Here is a 16198-nt window from a genome sequence, read left to right as displayed (position 1 = left end):
GGGGTCCTTACATGAAGAGCGACTCGGTGTAGCGCAGTCGCGGCTCGGGGTGCCCGAGGGATCGGGCGAGGTCGTGGAAGCGGTGCCCGTACTCGAAGTACGTGGCATCCATGAGGGCCATTCCGCCGACGAGCACCTTCACGACGGCGAAGGAATCGGTCTCGGCGAGGACGACGCGGTAGGCGCTCAGCCCCTGCTCCCTCGCCGACGCGAGGATCTCGAGCGCGGGGTCCACCCCCGGCAGCGCCTCGACGCCTCCGCCGGGCGGGCGGCCACGGGTGAAGAGGGCGGGGAACAGCGAGCGCGACCGGCCCGTGAACCACGCGTGCCTCATGTCCGTCGTCACCCGGTCGACCGCGATGCCGGTGGAGAGCGAGTGGTACATCTGCATGCACTCGGCGTACGCCCTCCGGATGCTCGACTCGAGCCGCGGCGTCGCCCCGGTGCCTCGAGCAGACCGAGCGCCCTCGAGCACGTCGGACTCGAACGTGACGTGGGCGACGGGCACCCCGAACGGGTTCTCGAGCACGTGCGTGAAGAACTGCCCGCGCATCACCGACATCCCGACCTCGACGTCCCGCGGCAGACACGATTGCGACACGGCGAGCGGCGGGATGCCCGTGCGCGCGTAGTACCAGAAGGCGTCGCGCTCGACCGACTCGAGCAGGGCCTGGCGGGTCGCATCGGCGACGGTCGCCCCGGTCGCGGCGCCGTTCGTGCTCCCGACGGAGATCGCGGGCGCCCCGCCCCCCGGCAAGTACGGACAGTACACGAGGTTCGCGGGAACGAAGCGGCGCTCCCCGGTGTGCAGGTCGTCGGCGAGCACCCACTCGATCTCGAGGTCGTCGCGGTAGCGCTCGACACCCGGGTGCGCGTCGCGGGCGGGGAAGCCGAACTCGACAGTGGGCGAGCACGCGGCATCCCCCAGCTCCTCCCGGGTGGCGATCGTGGCGGGCAGCCGGTAGGCGCCCGCGAGGAGGTACCGCTCGAGCCCCTCGCCGACGCAGCTCGCGAGGGACTGCTCGACGTCGGCTCCCTTGCCTCCCGCGACCTCGTGCGCCTCCGGGTCGCCCGCGACGAAGACGGGCGCGTTGAGCAGGGACACCTCCAGCTCCTCCTCGACGGCGACGGGGTTGCCGAGGATCGAGGCGAAGCCGATCGCGGCGCGATTGCGTGCGACGAACTCGGCTCCGCTCGCGCCGCGCAGACCGGCGGTCGGGTCGTGCTCGATCGCGGGGTGCTCGAGCGGGGCGGGAGCCGGTGCCGCGACGGTCGATGTCGGCGCAGGCTCCGCCACCGTCTGCCCGAGGGCACGGGCGAGGTCGTCGGGCGAGCGCTCCCTCGTCGCGCAGCCCGCGCACCCGGGGACGGCGACGCACACCGACCAGTTCTGGGCGCGGTAGCCGTCCGTCAGGGCGAGCACGACGCCGTGGCGGTCGCGCACGCGGGCCACGAGGGCGATCGCCGCCTCCACGTCGAGCGGATCGTCGCGATCGCCGGAGTAGTAATGGGCGAGAGCGAGCACCTTCGAGTGCAGGCAGTCCGGGCATCCGCTCGACCAGTCGCCGGCGACGATCGCGACGGTCGTCATGCCTGCCTCGTCGAGCACGAGCACGGTGTCGCGCCCCCGAGCCGCCCGCGCCTCGGCGAGCGACCGGACGACGGGATGCCCGCCCCGCTCGCCCTCGCCCGGCCCTCGCTCGACCGGCTCGAGCCCGAGCTCCCTGCACACCGCGCGGTAGCCGCTCTCGACCGCGTCATCCTGCATCGTCACCGTGATATCCGTCACCCCTCGAACTCGCCCCGTACTGCTGTCGCGCCACCGCGCCGGTCACCCGTCGCGCGCACGCCGAGGGGCGGACGCGCGACCCCGCGCCCGCCCCGGTCGTGCTACTTCGGGCCGTAGCTCTGCTTCGACTGCCGACCCGCGAACGACGAGTTCGAGCGCGGCGAGAGGATCGATGACTTCACCATGGGCATTCCTTTCGTGCTTTTATGCATGAGCGCCAGACAGCGCCTATCGAAAGGGAGTGCCCGGTGGGCAATTCATGACGCCGCTAGGATCGAGAGACGACCCCCGAGCTGAGGAATTCATGCATATCGCGGTAGTAGGCGGCGGCCTTCTCGGAACAACCACGGCCCTCCTGGCGGCTGATCGAGGATGGAGCGTCGACCTCATCGAGAAGGAGCCCGGGCTCTGGACCCAGACGAGCACGGTGAACGAGGGAAAGGTGCACCTCGGGCCGATCTTCGCGCTCGGCACCCCGGCGACGCACGACGTCATGCTCCGTGGAGCTCTCGCCTTCGGTCGCGTGCTCGAGCGGGCCGTGGGCGCCGGAATCGACTGGGGCAGCATGTCGACCCTGCCGTTCGACTACCTGGTGATGCCCGACAGCCTCGCCACCCCCGACGAATTGGCCTTGATCTACTCGCGCATGAACGAGCTCGTCCCCGACGGAGCCACCTACCTGGGTCGGCCTCTCGATCGGCTCGTCGACCCCGCGCCGGGCGTTGACGAGCGCACCGGACTGCCGATCTTCCACACGGACGAGATCGCGGTCGACCCCGTACGCCTCGGTGAACTCCTCGTCGGTGCGGTCGAGTCGAACCCGGCCATCACCCTCCGTCTGGGCACCGAGGCGCGCTCGCTGGACACGGTAGACGGGCGCGCGGGCGTGCACCTCTCCGACGGCTCGGTGCTCGAGTACGACCTCGCGGTCAACGCGGCCTGGGATCAGCAGCTCGCTCTGCTGCCGTCGGCGGCCGGATTGACGCGCAACTACCGCCTCAAGACGGCCATCCGCATCCCCGTCCGTGACGAGCACCGACCTGTGACGCTCGTGCAAGGGCCCTACGGCGACGTCGTCGGCCATGCCGACTACACCTACGCCTCGTGGTATCCGGAGGGCCGACTGAGCAATGAGTTCGCTCTCGTCCCGTCCGCGGAGACCTACGCACTCAAGGAGCGCATCGCCGACCCGGACTTCGCGTCGGCTCTCGTCGCACGGCAGCTCGACGCCCTGAGATCCGTCGGCGTACTGCCCGAGGGCGCGACGTCGGGCGAGCTGTTCGGCGGACTCATCGTCGGCCATGGTCCGACAGACATCGACGCGATCGACTCGGCGCTGCACAGCCGCTCGGAGTTCGGCACAACGGTGATCGGTCGTGTCATCGTCCCCTCCAGCTTCAAGTTCGCCTCGGCACCGCTCGCCGCCGAAGAGGCCGTACAGACTGCGCTCGAGGTGACGGGCTGAGGACGGTGCGGACCACCGTAGCGATTCCTCTTTTCCGCTCCTCGGAATGGCTCGACGTCGTCGAGCGGAACGTTCGTCGGCTTCAGGGCGTCGCGCGCATCATCGTCTCCGATCCGCTCGCCTCCGACGACAGCCTCGAGGTCCTCCGCGAGCGGCTCGCGGACCTCGACGTGCAGTGGCTCGGCACCCGTCCGATAGAGCCGGGATGGGTGCCGCACTGCGAGGAGCTGCGGCAGCGCAGCACGACCGAGTTCTTCATGTGGCTGCCGCACGACGACGACATCGATGCGGACTGGGTGCGTTCCGGGGAGAGAGCGCTCGACTCGGAGCCTGCCGCGATCCTCGCACTCGGCTCGGTTCGCTCGGCCGACGGTGGACGCGAGATCCCGGTCTCGCCCGCGTTCCAGCGCGACTCCGCGGCCGACCGCGTTCGCAGCGCCCTCGCCGAGGTCTCGTCCGGCGACGTGCAGCTGCTGGGAGCCGCCTATCGCGGGGTGTTCCGCCGCGAACAGGCGGTCGAACTCCCGCGCGCAATCCCTGGCGATCAGTGGTCCGACGTGCTGTGGGCGGTACGGATGCTCACCCGCGGCTCGTTCGCGGCGACCAACGCGGTATACGTCAAACGCTGGCACGACGCTAACACTCACGGCAATTGGACCAATCCGCGCTCCCGGCCCGAGCTCTACCGTGCACTCGAATCGTTCGTCGCTGAGCTGCCGCCGGCCGAGCGCACCTCGGCGACACCTCCCTTGTGGCGTGCACGCATGCGCGTCGTCGCCGCGCTGCGTCGCGCCGCCCGCCGCTAGAGCTGGTCGCCCGCGACCTCGAAGGTGTTGCACGCGTTGGGGCCGCCCTTCAGGCCCGCGGTGAACCAGCGCTGGCGCATCTCGCTCGATCCGTGGGTCCACGCCTCGGGAGTGACCTGTCCGGTCGTCGACTCCTGGATGCGGTCGTCGCCCACCGCCGAGGCCGCGCTCAGGGCATCCGCGATCTGCGCGTCGGTGACGGGCTCGAGGAACGGCACGCCGTCGTCGGTGAGGATGCTCGGCGCCGCCCCCACCCACGCGCCCGCGAAGCAGTCCGCCTGCAGCTCGAGGCGCACGGCGTCGGAGGTCGGGCCCGTGTCCTGGAGATCGAGGCCGTTCATGATCCCGGAGATGTTCTGGATGTGGTGACCCCACTCGTGCGCGACGACGTACATCTGCGCGAGCGGCCCGCCCGAGGACCCGAAGCGGCTCTGCAGCTCGTCGTAGAAGCTCGTGTCGATGTAGATCGTCTCGTCCGGCGGGCAGTAGAACGGGCCGACGGCGCTCGTCGCCCCGCCGCAGCCGGTCGAGGTCTGGCCCTCGAAGAGCACGATGTTCGTCGTGCGGTAGTCGACGCCGAACTGCGGCAGTTCCTCGGCCCAGTACGTGTCGAGGGAGTCCGCGGTGCCCGCGATGCGGCAGTCGATATCGGCGTTGGCATCCTGGCCCGTGCACGACCCGATGCTCTCGCCGGGCTGCTCCTGCTGCTGTCCTCCCGCGAGCCCGGTGAGGTCGACGCCGAGGAACTGCGACAGGATGAACAGCCCGATGACGAGCAACCCGCCCCCACCGCCGATGGCGATCCCGGTGGTGCGGCCGCGCCGGCTGACCTTGCTCGTGTCGATCCGGGCATCGTCGTTGAACGTCATGCGCCCACGCTAGCCCGCGCGGGGCTACGCTCGCACTCATGACAGCGGAATCCTCGCGCCGGCGCTGGCTTGGACTCGTCTTCATCAGCGTCGCCGTCGCCCTCATCATCGTCGACTCCACGATCGTCAACGTCGCGATCCCGTCGATCGTCGACGACCTCGGCATCTCGTCGACCGAGGTGCAGTGGGTCCAGGAGACGTACACGCTCGTGTTCGCATCGCTCCTGCTCGTGTTCGGCACCCTCGCCGACCGCCTCGGTCGACGGGCCATCCTGCTCGTCGGGGTCGCGATCTTCGCGGCGGCCTCCGTGCTCGCCGCCCTCGCCCCGAGCGGGGAGCTGCTCATCCTCTCCCGGCTCGTGCAGGGCATCGGCGGGGCGATGATCCTCCCGGCCTCGCTGTCGATCATCAACGCGACCTTCCGCGGTCGCGAGCGCGCGATCGCGTTCGCGGTGTGGGGCTCCACGATCGGTGGCATGGCGGCCGTCGGCCCCCTGCTCGGCGGGTGGCTCACCACCTACTTCTCGTGGCGGTGGGCGTTCGGCATCAACGTGCCCCTCGGCGTGATCATCCTCATCGGCGTGCTCGTCTTCGTGAGCGAGTCGCGCGAAGCGAACGACGGCCGTCGCATCGACATCGTCGGCGCGCTCATCTCCGTCGTGCTCTTCGCGTCGCTCGTCTTCGGCCTCATCGAGGGCCGCACATTCGGCTGGTGGCTGAGCGACGCGCCCCCGTCGTGGTGGACGTGGGAGATCTCGCCCATCCCGATCGCGTTCGGCATCGCGCTCCTCGCCCTCATCGCGTTCGTCGCGTGGGGGCTGCGGCGGGAGCGCTTGGGGCGCAGCACGATGCTCGCGTTCGGGCTGCTGCGCATCCCCTCGTTCCGCAACGGCAACATCGCGGCCCTGATCGTGTCTCTCGGGGAGTTCGGCATCATCCTGTCGCTGCCGCTGTGGCTGCAATCGGTGCTCGGCTACGACGCCCTCCAGACCGGCTTCGTCATCCTCGCGCTCGCGATCGGCTCGTTCGTCGCGAGCGGGGCGGTCGGCGGTCTCGGGTCGAAGCTCTCGCCCGTGCTCATCGTGCGCATCGGCATCGTCGCCGAGATAGTGGGTCTGCTCCTCGTCGCGCTCGGCATCTCGCCCGACGCGAGCTGGTGGAACGTCGTGCCCGGCCTGTTCGTCTACGGCTTCGGCGTAGGAATGGCGACCGCGCAGCTCACGAGCGTCGTACTCATGGATGTGCCGCTCGACCAGTCCGGGCAGGGCTCCGGCACGCAGTCCACGTCGCGCCAGATCGGCTCGGCGCTCGGCATCGCGATCCTCGGCACGATCCTGTTCACGTCGCTCGGGACCGGCCTGCAGGCACGGCTCGAGGAGCGCAGCGAGATCCCCGCGTCGGCGGTGACCCAGATCGTGGACGCCGTCGTCGACTCGTCGGGCACGGCCATCCCCGCGATCGAGAAGCAGTCGCCGGATGCCGCGGCCGACGCCCGCGCCGCCTTCAGCGACGCGACCCGGTACTCCGCCTTCGCGGCGGCGGGATTCCTCGCCCTCGGCTTCCTGGCGTCGCTGCGACTGCACTCGAAGCGGGACGAGGAGCAGACCGACTCGGCGGGGGAGGACGCATCGGCAGCGGTCAAGCCCTGACCTCGCGGCCCGCTTCGGCGTAGGCTCGGCCCATGCGCCAGCCCGCCGATGTGCTCCGTCAGATTGTCGTCATCTCGAGCGCCGTCTTCGCGGTGATCGGGTCGTTCGTGGGCTCGGGGGCTGCCGGAGGCACGCCCATCCAGGACGCCGCGGGGGGCGCGCTCGCGGCGGATGCGACGCTCATCGCCCCCGCCACCCCGGCGTTCTCGGTCTGGTCCGTGATCTACCTCGGCCTTCTGGCCTACGCGGTGTGGCAGGCGCTCCCCGGCCAGTCGGCGGCGGAGCGGCACCGGCGGCTCGGCTACTGGGTCGCGGCATCCCTCGTCCTCAACGGCCTGTGGATTCTCAGCATCCAGTTCGACCTCCTGCCGCTGAGCGTGCCGATCATCGTCGTGCTGCTCGCGGTGCTCATCCAGTGCTTCCGTCAGTGCCTGCAGTACCGCCCGGCGGGGACGCTGGATGCCGCGCTCACCGATGTGCCGCTCGGCCTGTACCTCGGCTGGGTGTGCGTCGCGACGGCCGCCAACATCACGGCGTGGCTCGTGGCGATCGGTTTCGACGGGTGGGGTCTGGCCCCCGAGGCCTGGGCGGTCGTCGTGCTCGTGGTCGCAGCGGCCGCGGGAGTCGTGATCGCGATCGTCGGCCGCGGCCGCCTCGCGCCCGCGATCACCCTCGCGTGGGGCCTCGTGTGGGTCGGAGTGGGACGTCTCGCGGGTGAGCCCGCGTCCATGGTGACCGGGGTGACGGCGCTCGTGGCAGCCGTCGTCGTGCTGGGTGCGGCGGCGCTCTTCCGCCTTCGGAGGGCGAGCAGCTAGCTCAGCGCGACCAGAGCTGCAGGAACTCCTGGGTGTACTCGAGATCGTCGACTACTCCCACGGTCAGCTCGGTGCACTCCGCCGAGGTCGTGGTCTCGCAGCCCGCGTCGATCCACTGATCGCCGCGCCACGTCGCATACGAGACGCCCGTCTGCACGGGGACGAGGTCGTCCTCGAGGTCACGGCCGGCGAGGAGTTCGTCGCCGCCGCGGGCCAGTCCGATCCCGTAGGTGAGCAGGGCGAGGCACTCGGGGCGGTCGTCCGCGTTCACGGTGTCGTCGCATCCGCCGCTCAACCACGTGTAGTGCCACTGGTCGAACAGGGCCTTGAGCTCGTCGACGTCGGAGTAGAACTCGTCGTCGTCGACGGGCGCGCCGGTCTCTGTGGGAGCGGGCTCCGGTGCCATCGTGCTCGTCGCGGCAGGGTTCGGCACGGGCGAGCCGACGGAGCAGCCGGCGAGGAGGAGGGCGGGGATCGCGGCGAGCGCGAGAAGTCGAGTGTTCATGACCGTCACGCTACGGATGCCCGGCTCCCGCCACCGGGCCCCATCGGCCCGTGCAATCCGCGCGCAATCAGCCGAGCTGCGCCACGAACCGCAGCAGGTCGGGCACGGTCAGTGCCGCCCCCTCGGCGCGGCCGCGCTCCCAGTCGTCGGGGGTCATCGCCGCGCGCGCGAGGTCGCGGTGCCGCTTGTGGTACCCGCCGTCCGTGCCCTCGATGGAGTACCCGTAGCGATCGCCGAGCGCCTCCGCGGCACCGAGGAGTACGGCGGCGGAGTGCATCCGCTCGTCCTGCGCGCACGCGGCCCCGAGCACGGCGACCGCCGACATGAGGCTCGGCAGGTCCTCCGTCTCGAAGGAGCGCAGCGCGCCGGTGCGCAGGGCCGGCATCGCGTCCTTCGGCTTGTGGAGGTCGAGGAAGGTCTTGCCCGTCACATAGCACGCCCCCTTCACGGGGAACATGTGGCCGAGCTCGGTGCCGCGCCGGTACGCCTCGGCTGAGGCATCCAGCGCTTGCGACGGCCGGCGGAGGGCCCGCAGCGTGTCGCCGCGCAGCATAAGGTCGTCGGCGACGAGCCATCCCGGAATGTCGTGCTCCTCGCGGACCCGGGTCGCCTCGGCGAGCAGCTCGTCCGCGCGCTCGGGCTCTCCGGTGAGCGCGGCGATGTAGGCGCCCATGGTCGCGCCGAACATCCGGATGCCCGGCTCCCGAGCCCCCTCGGCCGTGCGGTTGTAGCGCGCGACCGTGCGCACGACCTCGAGCCAGTCCGCGTCGGTGGACGACATGAACGCGATCGCCCGCAGCGCCCAGCAGTCGTCGTCCGGCGTCGGCTCCCCCGCCATGGCGAGGCCCCGCTCGATGCGCGCGCGGCCGTCGGTCTTGAACCCGCGCTCGTACCAGTACCAGGAGAGCGCCCCGACGAAGCGCATCACGAGGGCGCGGTCGCCGGTCGCGAAGGCGTTGTCGAGGGCGCGGTCGATGTCGTGGCGCGCCGCCCCGAGCCGGGCGCGGGCATCCTTCGCCTCGAGCGTGCGGAGCCGAGCGGCCTGCTCCTCGGCGAACTGGAGGGTGTAGTCGAGGTGGCGCTGGCGCCACGCGTCGAGGTCGGCGGGCGGGTGCGCGGCGCGCACGTGGGCGCGCACCGACTCGAGCAGCCGGAAGCGCCTCGAGCCCTGCTCGGTGACGATCATCGTGAGGAGCGACTTGCGGGCGAGCGCCACGGCGAGCTCGCGCGAGTCGTAGCCCTCGACTCGGCACACGCCCGCGATGGCGGCGTGCCCGAACGTCCCCGCGAACTGGGCGAGCTGCGCGAGGGCCTCGAGCTCGGGGGCGGGCAGGAGGGCGGTCGACCACTCGATGGACTCCTCGATGGAGTCGTGGCGGCCCGCGCGGCCCTCGAGCGCGTGCCCCGCGAGCACCGACTCGGACAGCTCCTCGAGACTCAGCACGTCGAGGCGCGCGGCGGCGAGCTCGAGGGCGAGGGGGAGCCCGTCGAGGGCGGCGCACACGCGCGCCGCGACCTTCTCGTCGTGCTCGGTGAAGACGGTCGATCCGGCGCTGTCGGCCGCGCGCTGGAGGAACAGCTGCAGGGCATCCGGTGCCGACGCGCCCGTGAGCGGTTCGACCTGGATGATGCGCTCCCCCGCCATGCGCAGACCCTCGCGGCTCGTGACGAGGATGCTCAGCCCCTCGCACCGCGCAAGCAGGTCGGAGACGACCCGCGCGACCGCACCGAGTACGTGCTCGGCGTTGTCGAGCACGAGGAGCGCGCGCCGGCCGGACAGCACGTCCGACACGGCGCCGAGCGAGTGCTCCGGCGCCCCGACGACGTCGGCGACCGCGGCGAGCACTCGGCCGGCGTCGCGGCTGAGCGCGAGGTCGACGAGCCACTGCTCGTCGTCGACGGCCGAGGTCGTGCGCCGCGCCGCCTCGATGGCGAGCCGGGTCTTGCCGACGCCCGCCGGGCCGACGAGCGTGACGAGCCGCGACTCGGCGCGCCCCCGCTCGATGAGCTCGAGCTCGCGGGCGCGCCCCACGAACCGCGTGATCGGCACCGGGATGCCCGTGCGCTGCACCGACCGGGCGTCGTCGTCGTTCGACCCGACGACCGAGGGGTCCTGCCGCACGATGGCTCCGCGGAGCGCCGCGATCGCGTCGGACGCGTCGCCGCCGGCAGCCTCCACCGCCGAGCGGTAGGCGTCCATGGCGTCGAGCGCCTCGCCGGTGCGGCCCGATCGGGCGAGCGCCCCGGCGTAGAGCCGCACGAGCTCCTCGTCGCGCGGGTGGAGGGCGACGAGGTCGGCGAGCCCGAGGGCGACGACGGCGTGCTCCCCGCGACCCAGCCGGAGCGCGCCGAGCTCGATCGCGGCGGCCCGGCGCAGCTCGACGAGCGACGCCGCCGCGGGTCCGGCGAACGGGAAGTCGCGGAGCCCCGCGAGGGGTTCGCCGCGCCACAAGCGCTCGGCCTCGGTGAGCGCGTCGTAGCGGGCGGCGCCGGCGTCGGTGACGAGCCGCCGGTAGTGCACCACGTCGATATCGGAGGGGTCCGCGTCGAGCCGGTAGCCGAGCCGGCCGCCCGAGAGCACGTCGCCCCACTCCTGGGCGCGCAACCGCGAGATGTGCGCGCGCAGGCTCGACAGCACCGTCGACGGGGGCTCGTCCCAGAGGTCGGCGATGAGCTCGTCGGCGGTGACGTAGTCGCCCGGCGCGAGAGCGAGTCGCGCGAGCACCGCTCTCGGGATGTCGCCGCGCACCGTGACGGGATGCCCGTCCACGGCGGCCTGGAACGAGCCGAACAGCACGAGCCGCACCGTCATCGGCTGCTCACCTCCCCCGGCCCACGATAGGACATCAGCTGGATCGCGGCAGCCGGTCGAGCAGGGCGGCGATGTCGGCCATGTCGAACCGGCGGCCGGTGGCGACGGCGCGCTCGAAGTCGGCGGGGAGCAACCCGATCGCGACGGCGTCACGGAGGCGCTGGGCATCCTCCCCCTCGGCGACGAGCGGGCTGTAGTTGTAGCGCTCCCCGATCGCGTCGACGGCGCCGATGAGCTGGGCACCCTCCTCGTGCCGCTCGACGAACGCGCACGCGCCTGCGGCGGCGTGGGCGAGGGCGAGGGCGCTCGTCGGGTCCTCGTCGGCGAGCACCCGCGAGAAGCCGCTGCGCAGCAGGGCGATCGCGTCGCGGGGTCGGCGGGCGTCGACGAGGGTCTTCCCGGTGACGTAGAGCGCGGAGGCGGTCATCCACGCGTAGCCGATCGACGACGAGATGCGGTGCGCCTCGGTGAGCGCCTCGAGCGACTCGTCGACACGGCCGAGCGCGCGCAGCATCTGGCCGCGGCTCATCCAGTACTCCGCCTTCGCCCAGTCGGGCGCGTTCTCCACGAGCGCCGCCGACTGGGCGCTGAGCGCCTCCGCCGTCTCGACGTCGCCGAACAGGGAGCGCCCGTACGCGTCCTGGGCGAGCGCGACCGCGGGGATCGCCGCATCCCCCGCCTCGACGCCCTTCTCGTAGGCGAGCGCGATCTGCCCGAACGCGGCTGCCGCATCGCCCGTCTGGTACGCGAGCAGGCAGAGCCCCAGGTGCGCGACCGATTCGGTGGATGCCTCGGCGGACCCCGCGACGTCGAACGCGCGCTCGAGCTCCCGGCGGCCCTCGAGCAACCGCCCCCGCGCGAACCAGTACAGCGCCTGGCCGCCCGCGAGGCGCAGCGCCGACTCGCGGTCGCCGGCCTCGACCGCCGTCGACGCGGCGACGGCGAGGTCCGGTCCGAGGAGGTCGAGGGCGGCCCGGCTCGCCCGCGCGTCGAACGTGCGCAGGGTGGGCTCGAGCGCGGTGACGAACTCGGCCAGCCAGTGGCGGTGCCGCGACATCCACTCCGCGGGGTCGGCGTCGTCGCGCGCCCGGGCGGCGACCTTCACCGACTCGAGCAGGCGATAGGCGCGGCGACCCGTCGATCCGCGCGACACGGCGACGAGCGACTTCTCCACGAGCGAGCGTACCGACGCCTCGTCAGCGGCCGAGCAGATGCCCTCCGCCGCCTCGACAGTGAACGGCCCGGCGAAGCGGGAGAGCTCGAAGAGCAGCGCGCGCTGGTCGTCGTCGAGCAGGCCGATGCTCCACGACACGGCGCTGTCGACGCTCGAGTGCCGGCCGTCGCCGACCGGCACGGCGAGCGCGCGATCGAGCTCCTCGAAACCGTAGAGGTCGAGGCGGGAGGCGGCGAGCTCGAGCGCGAGCGGGATGCCGTCGAGCCGCTCGGCAATCGCGCGAGCCTGGTCGCGCTCGGCCTCGAAGAGGCCCCGGCCACCGAGCGCGTCGCTCGCGCGCTGGGCGAAGAGCTCGACGGCGTCGTCCAGTTCGGCACCGAGGAGCGGGTCGACGACGACCACCTCCTCGTCGGGCAGCCGCAGCGCCTCGCGGCTCGTGACGAGCACCGACAGCCGTGGGCTGCGCTCCAGGAGAGCGGAGACGAGGATCGCGACGGCGCCGAGCAGGTGGTCGGCGTTGTCGAGCACGAGCAGGGTGCTCCCGCCGGAGAGCCGGCGCACGATGCCGTCGACGGTCGGCTCGGTCGCCCCCACCGCCGTCGCGACGGCGGGCGTCACGCGCTCGGCGTCCTCGAGCGACGCGAGGTCGACCATGACCTGCTCGTCGTCCGTCGTCGCGGCGCGGGCGACCTCGATCGCCAGTCGCGTCTTGCCGACGCCGCCCGGGCCGACGAGGGTCAGGAGCCGGGCATCCCGCCGCAGCTCCGCGATGCGGGCGAGCAGCCGCTCGCGGCCCACGAACGTCGTGAGCGGGATCGGCACGCCCGAGCGACGCACCTGGCGCACGGCGGCGGTGCCCAGCACGGCGGGGTCCTGACGGAGGATGCCCTGCCGCAGCTCGAGGAGGCGCGGCGGCGGAGTTGCGCCCGTCTGCTGCTCGAGCCGGTCGCGGAACGCATCGACGACCCCGAGCGCGTCGCTCGTGCGACCGGATCGCGCGAGGGCCGTGGCGAGCAGTCGCGCCGGCCGCTCGTGCAGGGGGTGCGCCTCGATCGCCTCCGCCATGAGCACGGATGCCTCGACGTTCTCGCCGCGCTCGAGGTGGGCCTCCGCGAGCTCCTCGAGCACCGCGCGGCGCTCCTCCGCGATGGCCGCGCGGGCGGGGGCGAGGAACGGCGCCGCCTCCAGGTCGCCGAACGGGATGCCGCGGCTCAGACGCTCGAGGCGGGTGAGCTCGTCGAAGCAGTCCGCCCGACCGCTGCCGCCGTCGCCGTTCCGCGTGGCGCGGAACGCCGCGAGGTCCACCGACTCCGCCGGAAGGTCGAGCAGGTAGCCCTGCCGGGTTCCCTGCAGGGCGTCCCCGAGCCCCGTCGAGCGCATCCGCGAGATCACGGCGCGCAGGCTCGACACCGTGCTCTCAACGGGATTCGGCCACACGGCGGCCAGCAGCTCGTCGGTGGGCACGAACTCGCCGGTGGACAGGGCGAGGCGGCCGAGCACGGCGCGCGGGATCTCGCCGGTGATGTCGAGCGCTGCCGAGTCGACGAGCGCCCGGACGCCTCCGAACACCTGGATCTCGATGGTCATGGGTCGAGGCTACGATCGTCGGTCCGGAATCGCGGGCGGTCGGGCATCCCTTTAACGTTCCTGCAATCCTGCCGGCCGCACCGTGAAGTCGACGTCCCACCGGGTGCCCTCGAGCACGTAGCGCACGCGCACGAGGTGCTGCACCTCGCCCCACCGGTCGCGGCGGTCGAACGACAGCGCGTCGAGCTGCTGGTCGTCAATCGCGAGGCAGGCGGCGGCGACCGCCTCCGAGGGGCGCTGGTCGGGGTGCAGGTCGAGCACGCCCTCGATGCGCGGCGGGTCCACGCTCGTCACGGCGAAGCGCCCCACGCCGAGCAGCAGCATGTGCAGGCCGAGTGCATCCAGCACGCGTCCGGCATCCGGTGTGAGTGTGTCCATGCGACGACGGTACGGATGCCCGCGCCCCCGCGGTCGGCGGCCCCGGCCACTGCAAGCCCCCTGCAATCGCCGGCGGGCGACCCCGACCTACCCACCGCGCCACCCCTGCTCGTTCCGAAACGACGGAGATCGCGGCGCGTTGGAGCACGTCCACGCGCTGCCGCGACCCGCCCGCTCCGGATCTCCGTCGTTTCGGGGGCGGGGGGGGGGAGCGGGCAGCATCCCGGCGGGTGGTACTGGCGACCGACCTACTTCCCGACGACCTTCCGCGGCGATTTCTCGGGCGCCTTCTCCGGGATGGGTGCGGTGCCGGACTCGCGCTGCAGCGCGTAGTAGGCGCGGGCCTCGTCCTGCCGCTCCTTCTCCGCTCCGAGGGCGATCGGGGCGCCGATGAGCTCGGGGCTCAGCTCGAACGCGGCCACGAGCGGGAGGGCGTGCTCGCGCAGCCGAGGGAGCAGTCGGTCGTCGATGTAGCTCGTGATCGCCTGCGCGCGCTGAGCCGAGATGCGGCCGTGGATCAGGTACCACGCCGCGTGCTTCTCGATGAGGCCGAGCCCGAACAGGTCGCGCAGCCACGTGAGCACGGTCTTCGTGCCGGGGTCCTCGATCTTCTCGACGGCGTCCGTGAACGCCTCCCACTGCAGGAGCTCGCCGTGCGCGCGAGCCGCTTCGATGAGCGCGTTCTGGTTGCTGTTGAACAGCTGCGCCGCCTCCATCTTGGGCAGCTTGTTCGCATCCCGCAGCCGGCCCGCGATCTCCGCGACCATCGACTGCACGCGATCGGTGAGCAGCTGCCGCTGCGAGTCCGTGTCGCGCACGTACCCGACCGACCGGGCCGTGCTGCCGAAGTCGACGAGGGTCTGCGCGAGCTTGCGCAGACCGGTGCGGTTGACGGTGGCCTCACCGACCTGGGAGGCGACGTACTGCGCGAGGGCACCGGCATCCGCTCCCGCGAACTTCTTCGAGTAGTCGGTGAGCAGTCGCTTCGCGACGAGCTGGAGGAGCACGTTGTTGTCGCCCTCGAACGTCGCGTAGATGTCCATGTCGGCGCGCAGGCCCACGAGCCGGTTCTCGAAGAGGAACCCGTTGCCGCCGCACGCCTCGCGCGCCTCCTGGAGGATGTCGAGCGCGTGCCACGTCGACAGCGGCTTGAGGGCGGCGGCGAGGGTCTCGAGGTCTTGGCGCTCCGTCTCCGTGTCGGTCTCGCCCGAGAAGACCCCGTGGAACTTCTCGAGGAACACCTCGTGCGCGAAGCTCATCGCGTACGTCGTCGCGAGGCGCGGCAGCAGTCGGCGCTGGTGGCGCTGGTAGTCGAGGATGACCTCTTCATCGGTCTCGCTCGCGGCCGTGAACTGGCGGCGCTGCGAGCCGTAGGTGATGGCGATCGTCATCGCGAGCTTGGATGCGACGGTGGATGCCCCGTCGAGCGAGACGCGGCCCTGCACGAGGGTGCCGAGCATCGTGAAGAAGCGGCGGCCCGGGCTCGCGATCGGGGAGGAGTAGGTGCCGTCCTCGGCGACGTCGCCGTAGCGGTTGAGGAGGTTCGTGCGGGGGATGCGCACGCCGGTGAAGTGCAGGCGGCCGTTGTCGATGCCGTTGAGCCCGCCCTTGACGCCGTCATCCTCGCCGCCGACCCCGGGCAGGAAGTTCTTCTCCTTGTCGCGGATCGGCACGTAGAACGCGTGCACGCCGTGGTTCACGCCCTTCGTGATGAGCTGGGCGAACACGACAGCGGCCTCGCCGTGGAGGGCCGCGTTGCCGAGGTAGTCCTTCCACGCCGCGCGGAACGGGGTGTCGATGACGAACTCCTGGGTCGTCTCGTCGTAGGTGGCCGTGGTGCCGACGGCCGAGACATCCGACCCGTGTCCCGTCTCGGTCATCGCGAACGCGCCGGGGATCTCGAGGCTCATGATGCCGGGGAGCCACTTCTCGTGGTGCTCGGCCGTGCCGAGGTGCATGACGGCCGCGCCGAAGAGGCCCCACTGCACTCCCGACTTGATCTGGAGGGAGGGGTCGGCGAGCAGGAGCTCCTCGAACTGGGCGATGTTGCCGCCCGCGTCGTTGAGTCCGCCGACCGACGGCGGGAACGCCTTGTGCACGGCCTTCGTGTCGACGAGGATCTTGAGCTGCCCGAGCACGCGCTCGCGGTGCTCCGCCATCGTCTGGTCGGGGATGCGCTGCATGTCCGGGGTCGCAGCGAGCAGTCGCGACGTGCGGCGCTCGGCGGCCCAGCGGCCCATGAGCTGCTCGCCCAGGGCCGCGACGTCGACGACCGGGTTCTCGGTGGTCGCGGGGGTCGTGGCGGAGGTCTTGGCGGAGCGGTCGACAGTCTGGCTCATGGTCTTACGG

11 protein-coding genes are annotated in these 16198 nt (G+C 71.9%); 4 read left to right on the top strand and 7 right to left on the bottom strand.

Going from position 1 to position 16198, the window contains the following annotated elements; translation table 11 throughout:
* Positions 1–7: 7 nt before the first annotated feature.
* Positions 8–1789, bottom strand: coding sequence for a YcaO-like family protein (locus tag Q5716_RS10220; protein ID WP_305003033.1), 1782 nt, complete (start codon positions 1787–1789; stop codon positions 8–10).
* A 304-nt stretch (positions 1790–2093) separates the two neighbouring features.
* Between Q5716_RS10220 and Q5716_RS10215 the strand changes: the two genes are divergently transcribed.
* Both Q5716_RS10215 and Q5716_RS10210 read left to right on the top strand, forming a co-directional pair.
* Positions 2094–3254: an FAD-dependent oxidoreductase gene (locus Q5716_RS10215; protein WP_305003032.1), complete on the top strand. Its 1161-nt coding sequence runs from the start codon at positions 2094–2096 to the stop codon at positions 3252–3254.
* Positions 3255–3259: 5 nt separating this feature from the next.
* On the top strand, positions 3260–4060 hold the full coding sequence (locus Q5716_RS10210) for a hypothetical protein (protein WP_305003031.1): 801 nt from the start codon (positions 3260–3262) through the stop codon (positions 4058–4060).
* Here the strand turns inward: Q5716_RS10210 and ypfJ are convergent.
* Positions 4057–4929 (bottom strand): KPN_02809 family neutral zinc metallopeptidase, encoded by an 873-nt coding sequence (gene ypfJ / locus Q5716_RS10205; RefSeq protein WP_305003030.1) that lies wholly within the window; start codon positions 4927–4929, stop codon positions 4057–4059. The two genes, Q5716_RS10210 and ypfJ, sit on opposite strands and share 4 nt — an antisense overlap.
* 38 nt (positions 4930–4967) lie before the next feature.
* On the opposite strand from ypfJ, the gene Q5716_RS10200 reads away from it, so the two are divergent.
* Positions 4968–6578: a DHA2 family efflux MFS transporter permease subunit gene (locus Q5716_RS10200; RefSeq protein ID WP_305003029.1), complete on the top strand. Its 1611-nt coding sequence runs from the start codon at positions 4968–4970 to the stop codon at positions 6576–6578.
* 32 nt (positions 6579–6610) lie between these two features.
* Positions 6611–7393, top strand: coding sequence for a TspO/MBR family protein (locus Q5716_RS10195; RefSeq protein ID WP_305003028.1), 783 nt, complete (start codon positions 6611–6613; stop codon positions 7391–7393).
* 1 nt (position 7394) lies between these two features.
* Here the strand turns inward: Q5716_RS10195 and Q5716_RS10190 are convergent, their stop codons facing one another.
* The 5 genes from Q5716_RS10190 to Q5716_RS10170 form a co-directional block, all read right to left on the bottom strand.
* Positions 7395–7898 (bottom strand): hypothetical protein, encoded by a 504-nt coding sequence (locus Q5716_RS10190; RefSeq protein WP_305003027.1) that lies wholly within the window; start codon positions 7896–7898, stop codon positions 7395–7397.
* A gap of 67 nt (positions 7899–7965) precedes the next feature.
* Positions 7966–10710 (bottom strand): AfsR/SARP family transcriptional regulator, encoded by a 2745-nt coding sequence (locus tag Q5716_RS10185; RefSeq protein WP_305003026.1) that lies wholly within the window; start codon positions 10708–10710, stop codon positions 7966–7968.
* Positions 10711–10744: 34 nt separating this feature from the next.
* Positions 10745–13471, bottom strand: coding sequence for an ATP-binding protein (locus Q5716_RS10180; protein WP_305003025.1), 2727 nt, complete (start codon positions 13469–13471; stop codon positions 10745–10747).
* Between the two features lie 51 nt (positions 13472–13522).
* Positions 13523–13849: a hypothetical protein gene (locus Q5716_RS10175; RefSeq protein WP_305003024.1), complete on the bottom strand. Its 327-nt coding sequence runs from the start codon at positions 13847–13849 to the stop codon at positions 13523–13525.
* A 248-nt stretch (positions 13850–14097) separates the two neighbouring features.
* Positions 14098–16188 (bottom strand): acyl-CoA dehydrogenase family protein, encoded by a 2091-nt coding sequence (locus tag Q5716_RS10170; protein WP_305003023.1) that lies wholly within the window; start codon positions 16186–16188, stop codon positions 14098–14100.
* Between the last annotated feature and the right edge of the window lie 10 nt (positions 16189–16198).

It is taken from the genome of Antiquaquibacter soli (assembly GCF_030580675.1).
Lineage (GTDB): Bacteria > Actinomycetota > Actinomycetes > Actinomycetales > Microbacteriaceae > Rhodoglobus > Rhodoglobus soli.
This window is presented reverse-complemented; position numbering and strand designations above follow the sequence as displayed.

What these genes read in the sequence shown, in the direction of transcription:
- Q5716_RS10175 (WP_305003024.1), bottom strand. Translation starts at nt 13,849, where the DNA reads ATGGACACACTCACACCGGATGCCGGACGCGTGCTGGATGCACTCGGC.
- Q5716_RS10200 (WP_305003029.1), top strand. Translation starts at nt 4,968, where the DNA reads ATGACAGCGGAATCCTCGCGCCGGCGCTGGCTTGGACTCGTCTTCATC.
- Q5716_RS10170 (WP_305003023.1), bottom strand. Translation starts at nt 16,188, where the DNA reads ATGAGCCAGACTGTCGACCGCTCCGCCAAGACCTCCGCCACGACCCCC.
- ypfJ (WP_305003030.1), bottom strand. Translation starts at nt 4,929, where the DNA reads ATGACGTTCAACGACGATGCCCGGATCGACACGAGCAAGGTCAGCCGG.
- Q5716_RS10195 (WP_305003028.1), top strand. Translation starts at nt 6,611, where the DNA reads ATGCGCCAGCCCGCCGATGTGCTCCGTCAGATTGTCGTCATCTCGAGC.
- Q5716_RS10190 (WP_305003027.1), bottom strand. Translation starts at nt 7,898, where the DNA reads ATGAACACTCGACTTCTCGCGCTCGCCGCGATCCCCGCCCTCCTCCTC.
- Q5716_RS10180 (WP_305003025.1), bottom strand. Translation starts at nt 13,471, where the DNA reads ATGACCATCGAGATCCAGGTGTTCGGAGGCGTCCGGGCGCTCGTCGAC.
- Q5716_RS10185 (WP_305003026.1), bottom strand. Translation starts at nt 10,710, where the DNA reads ATGACGGTGCGGCTCGTGCTGTTCGGCTCGTTCCAGGCCGCCGTGGAC.
- Q5716_RS10215 (WP_305003032.1), top strand. Translation starts at nt 2,094, where the DNA reads ATGCATATCGCGGTAGTAGGCGGCGGCCTTCTCGGAACAACCACGGCC.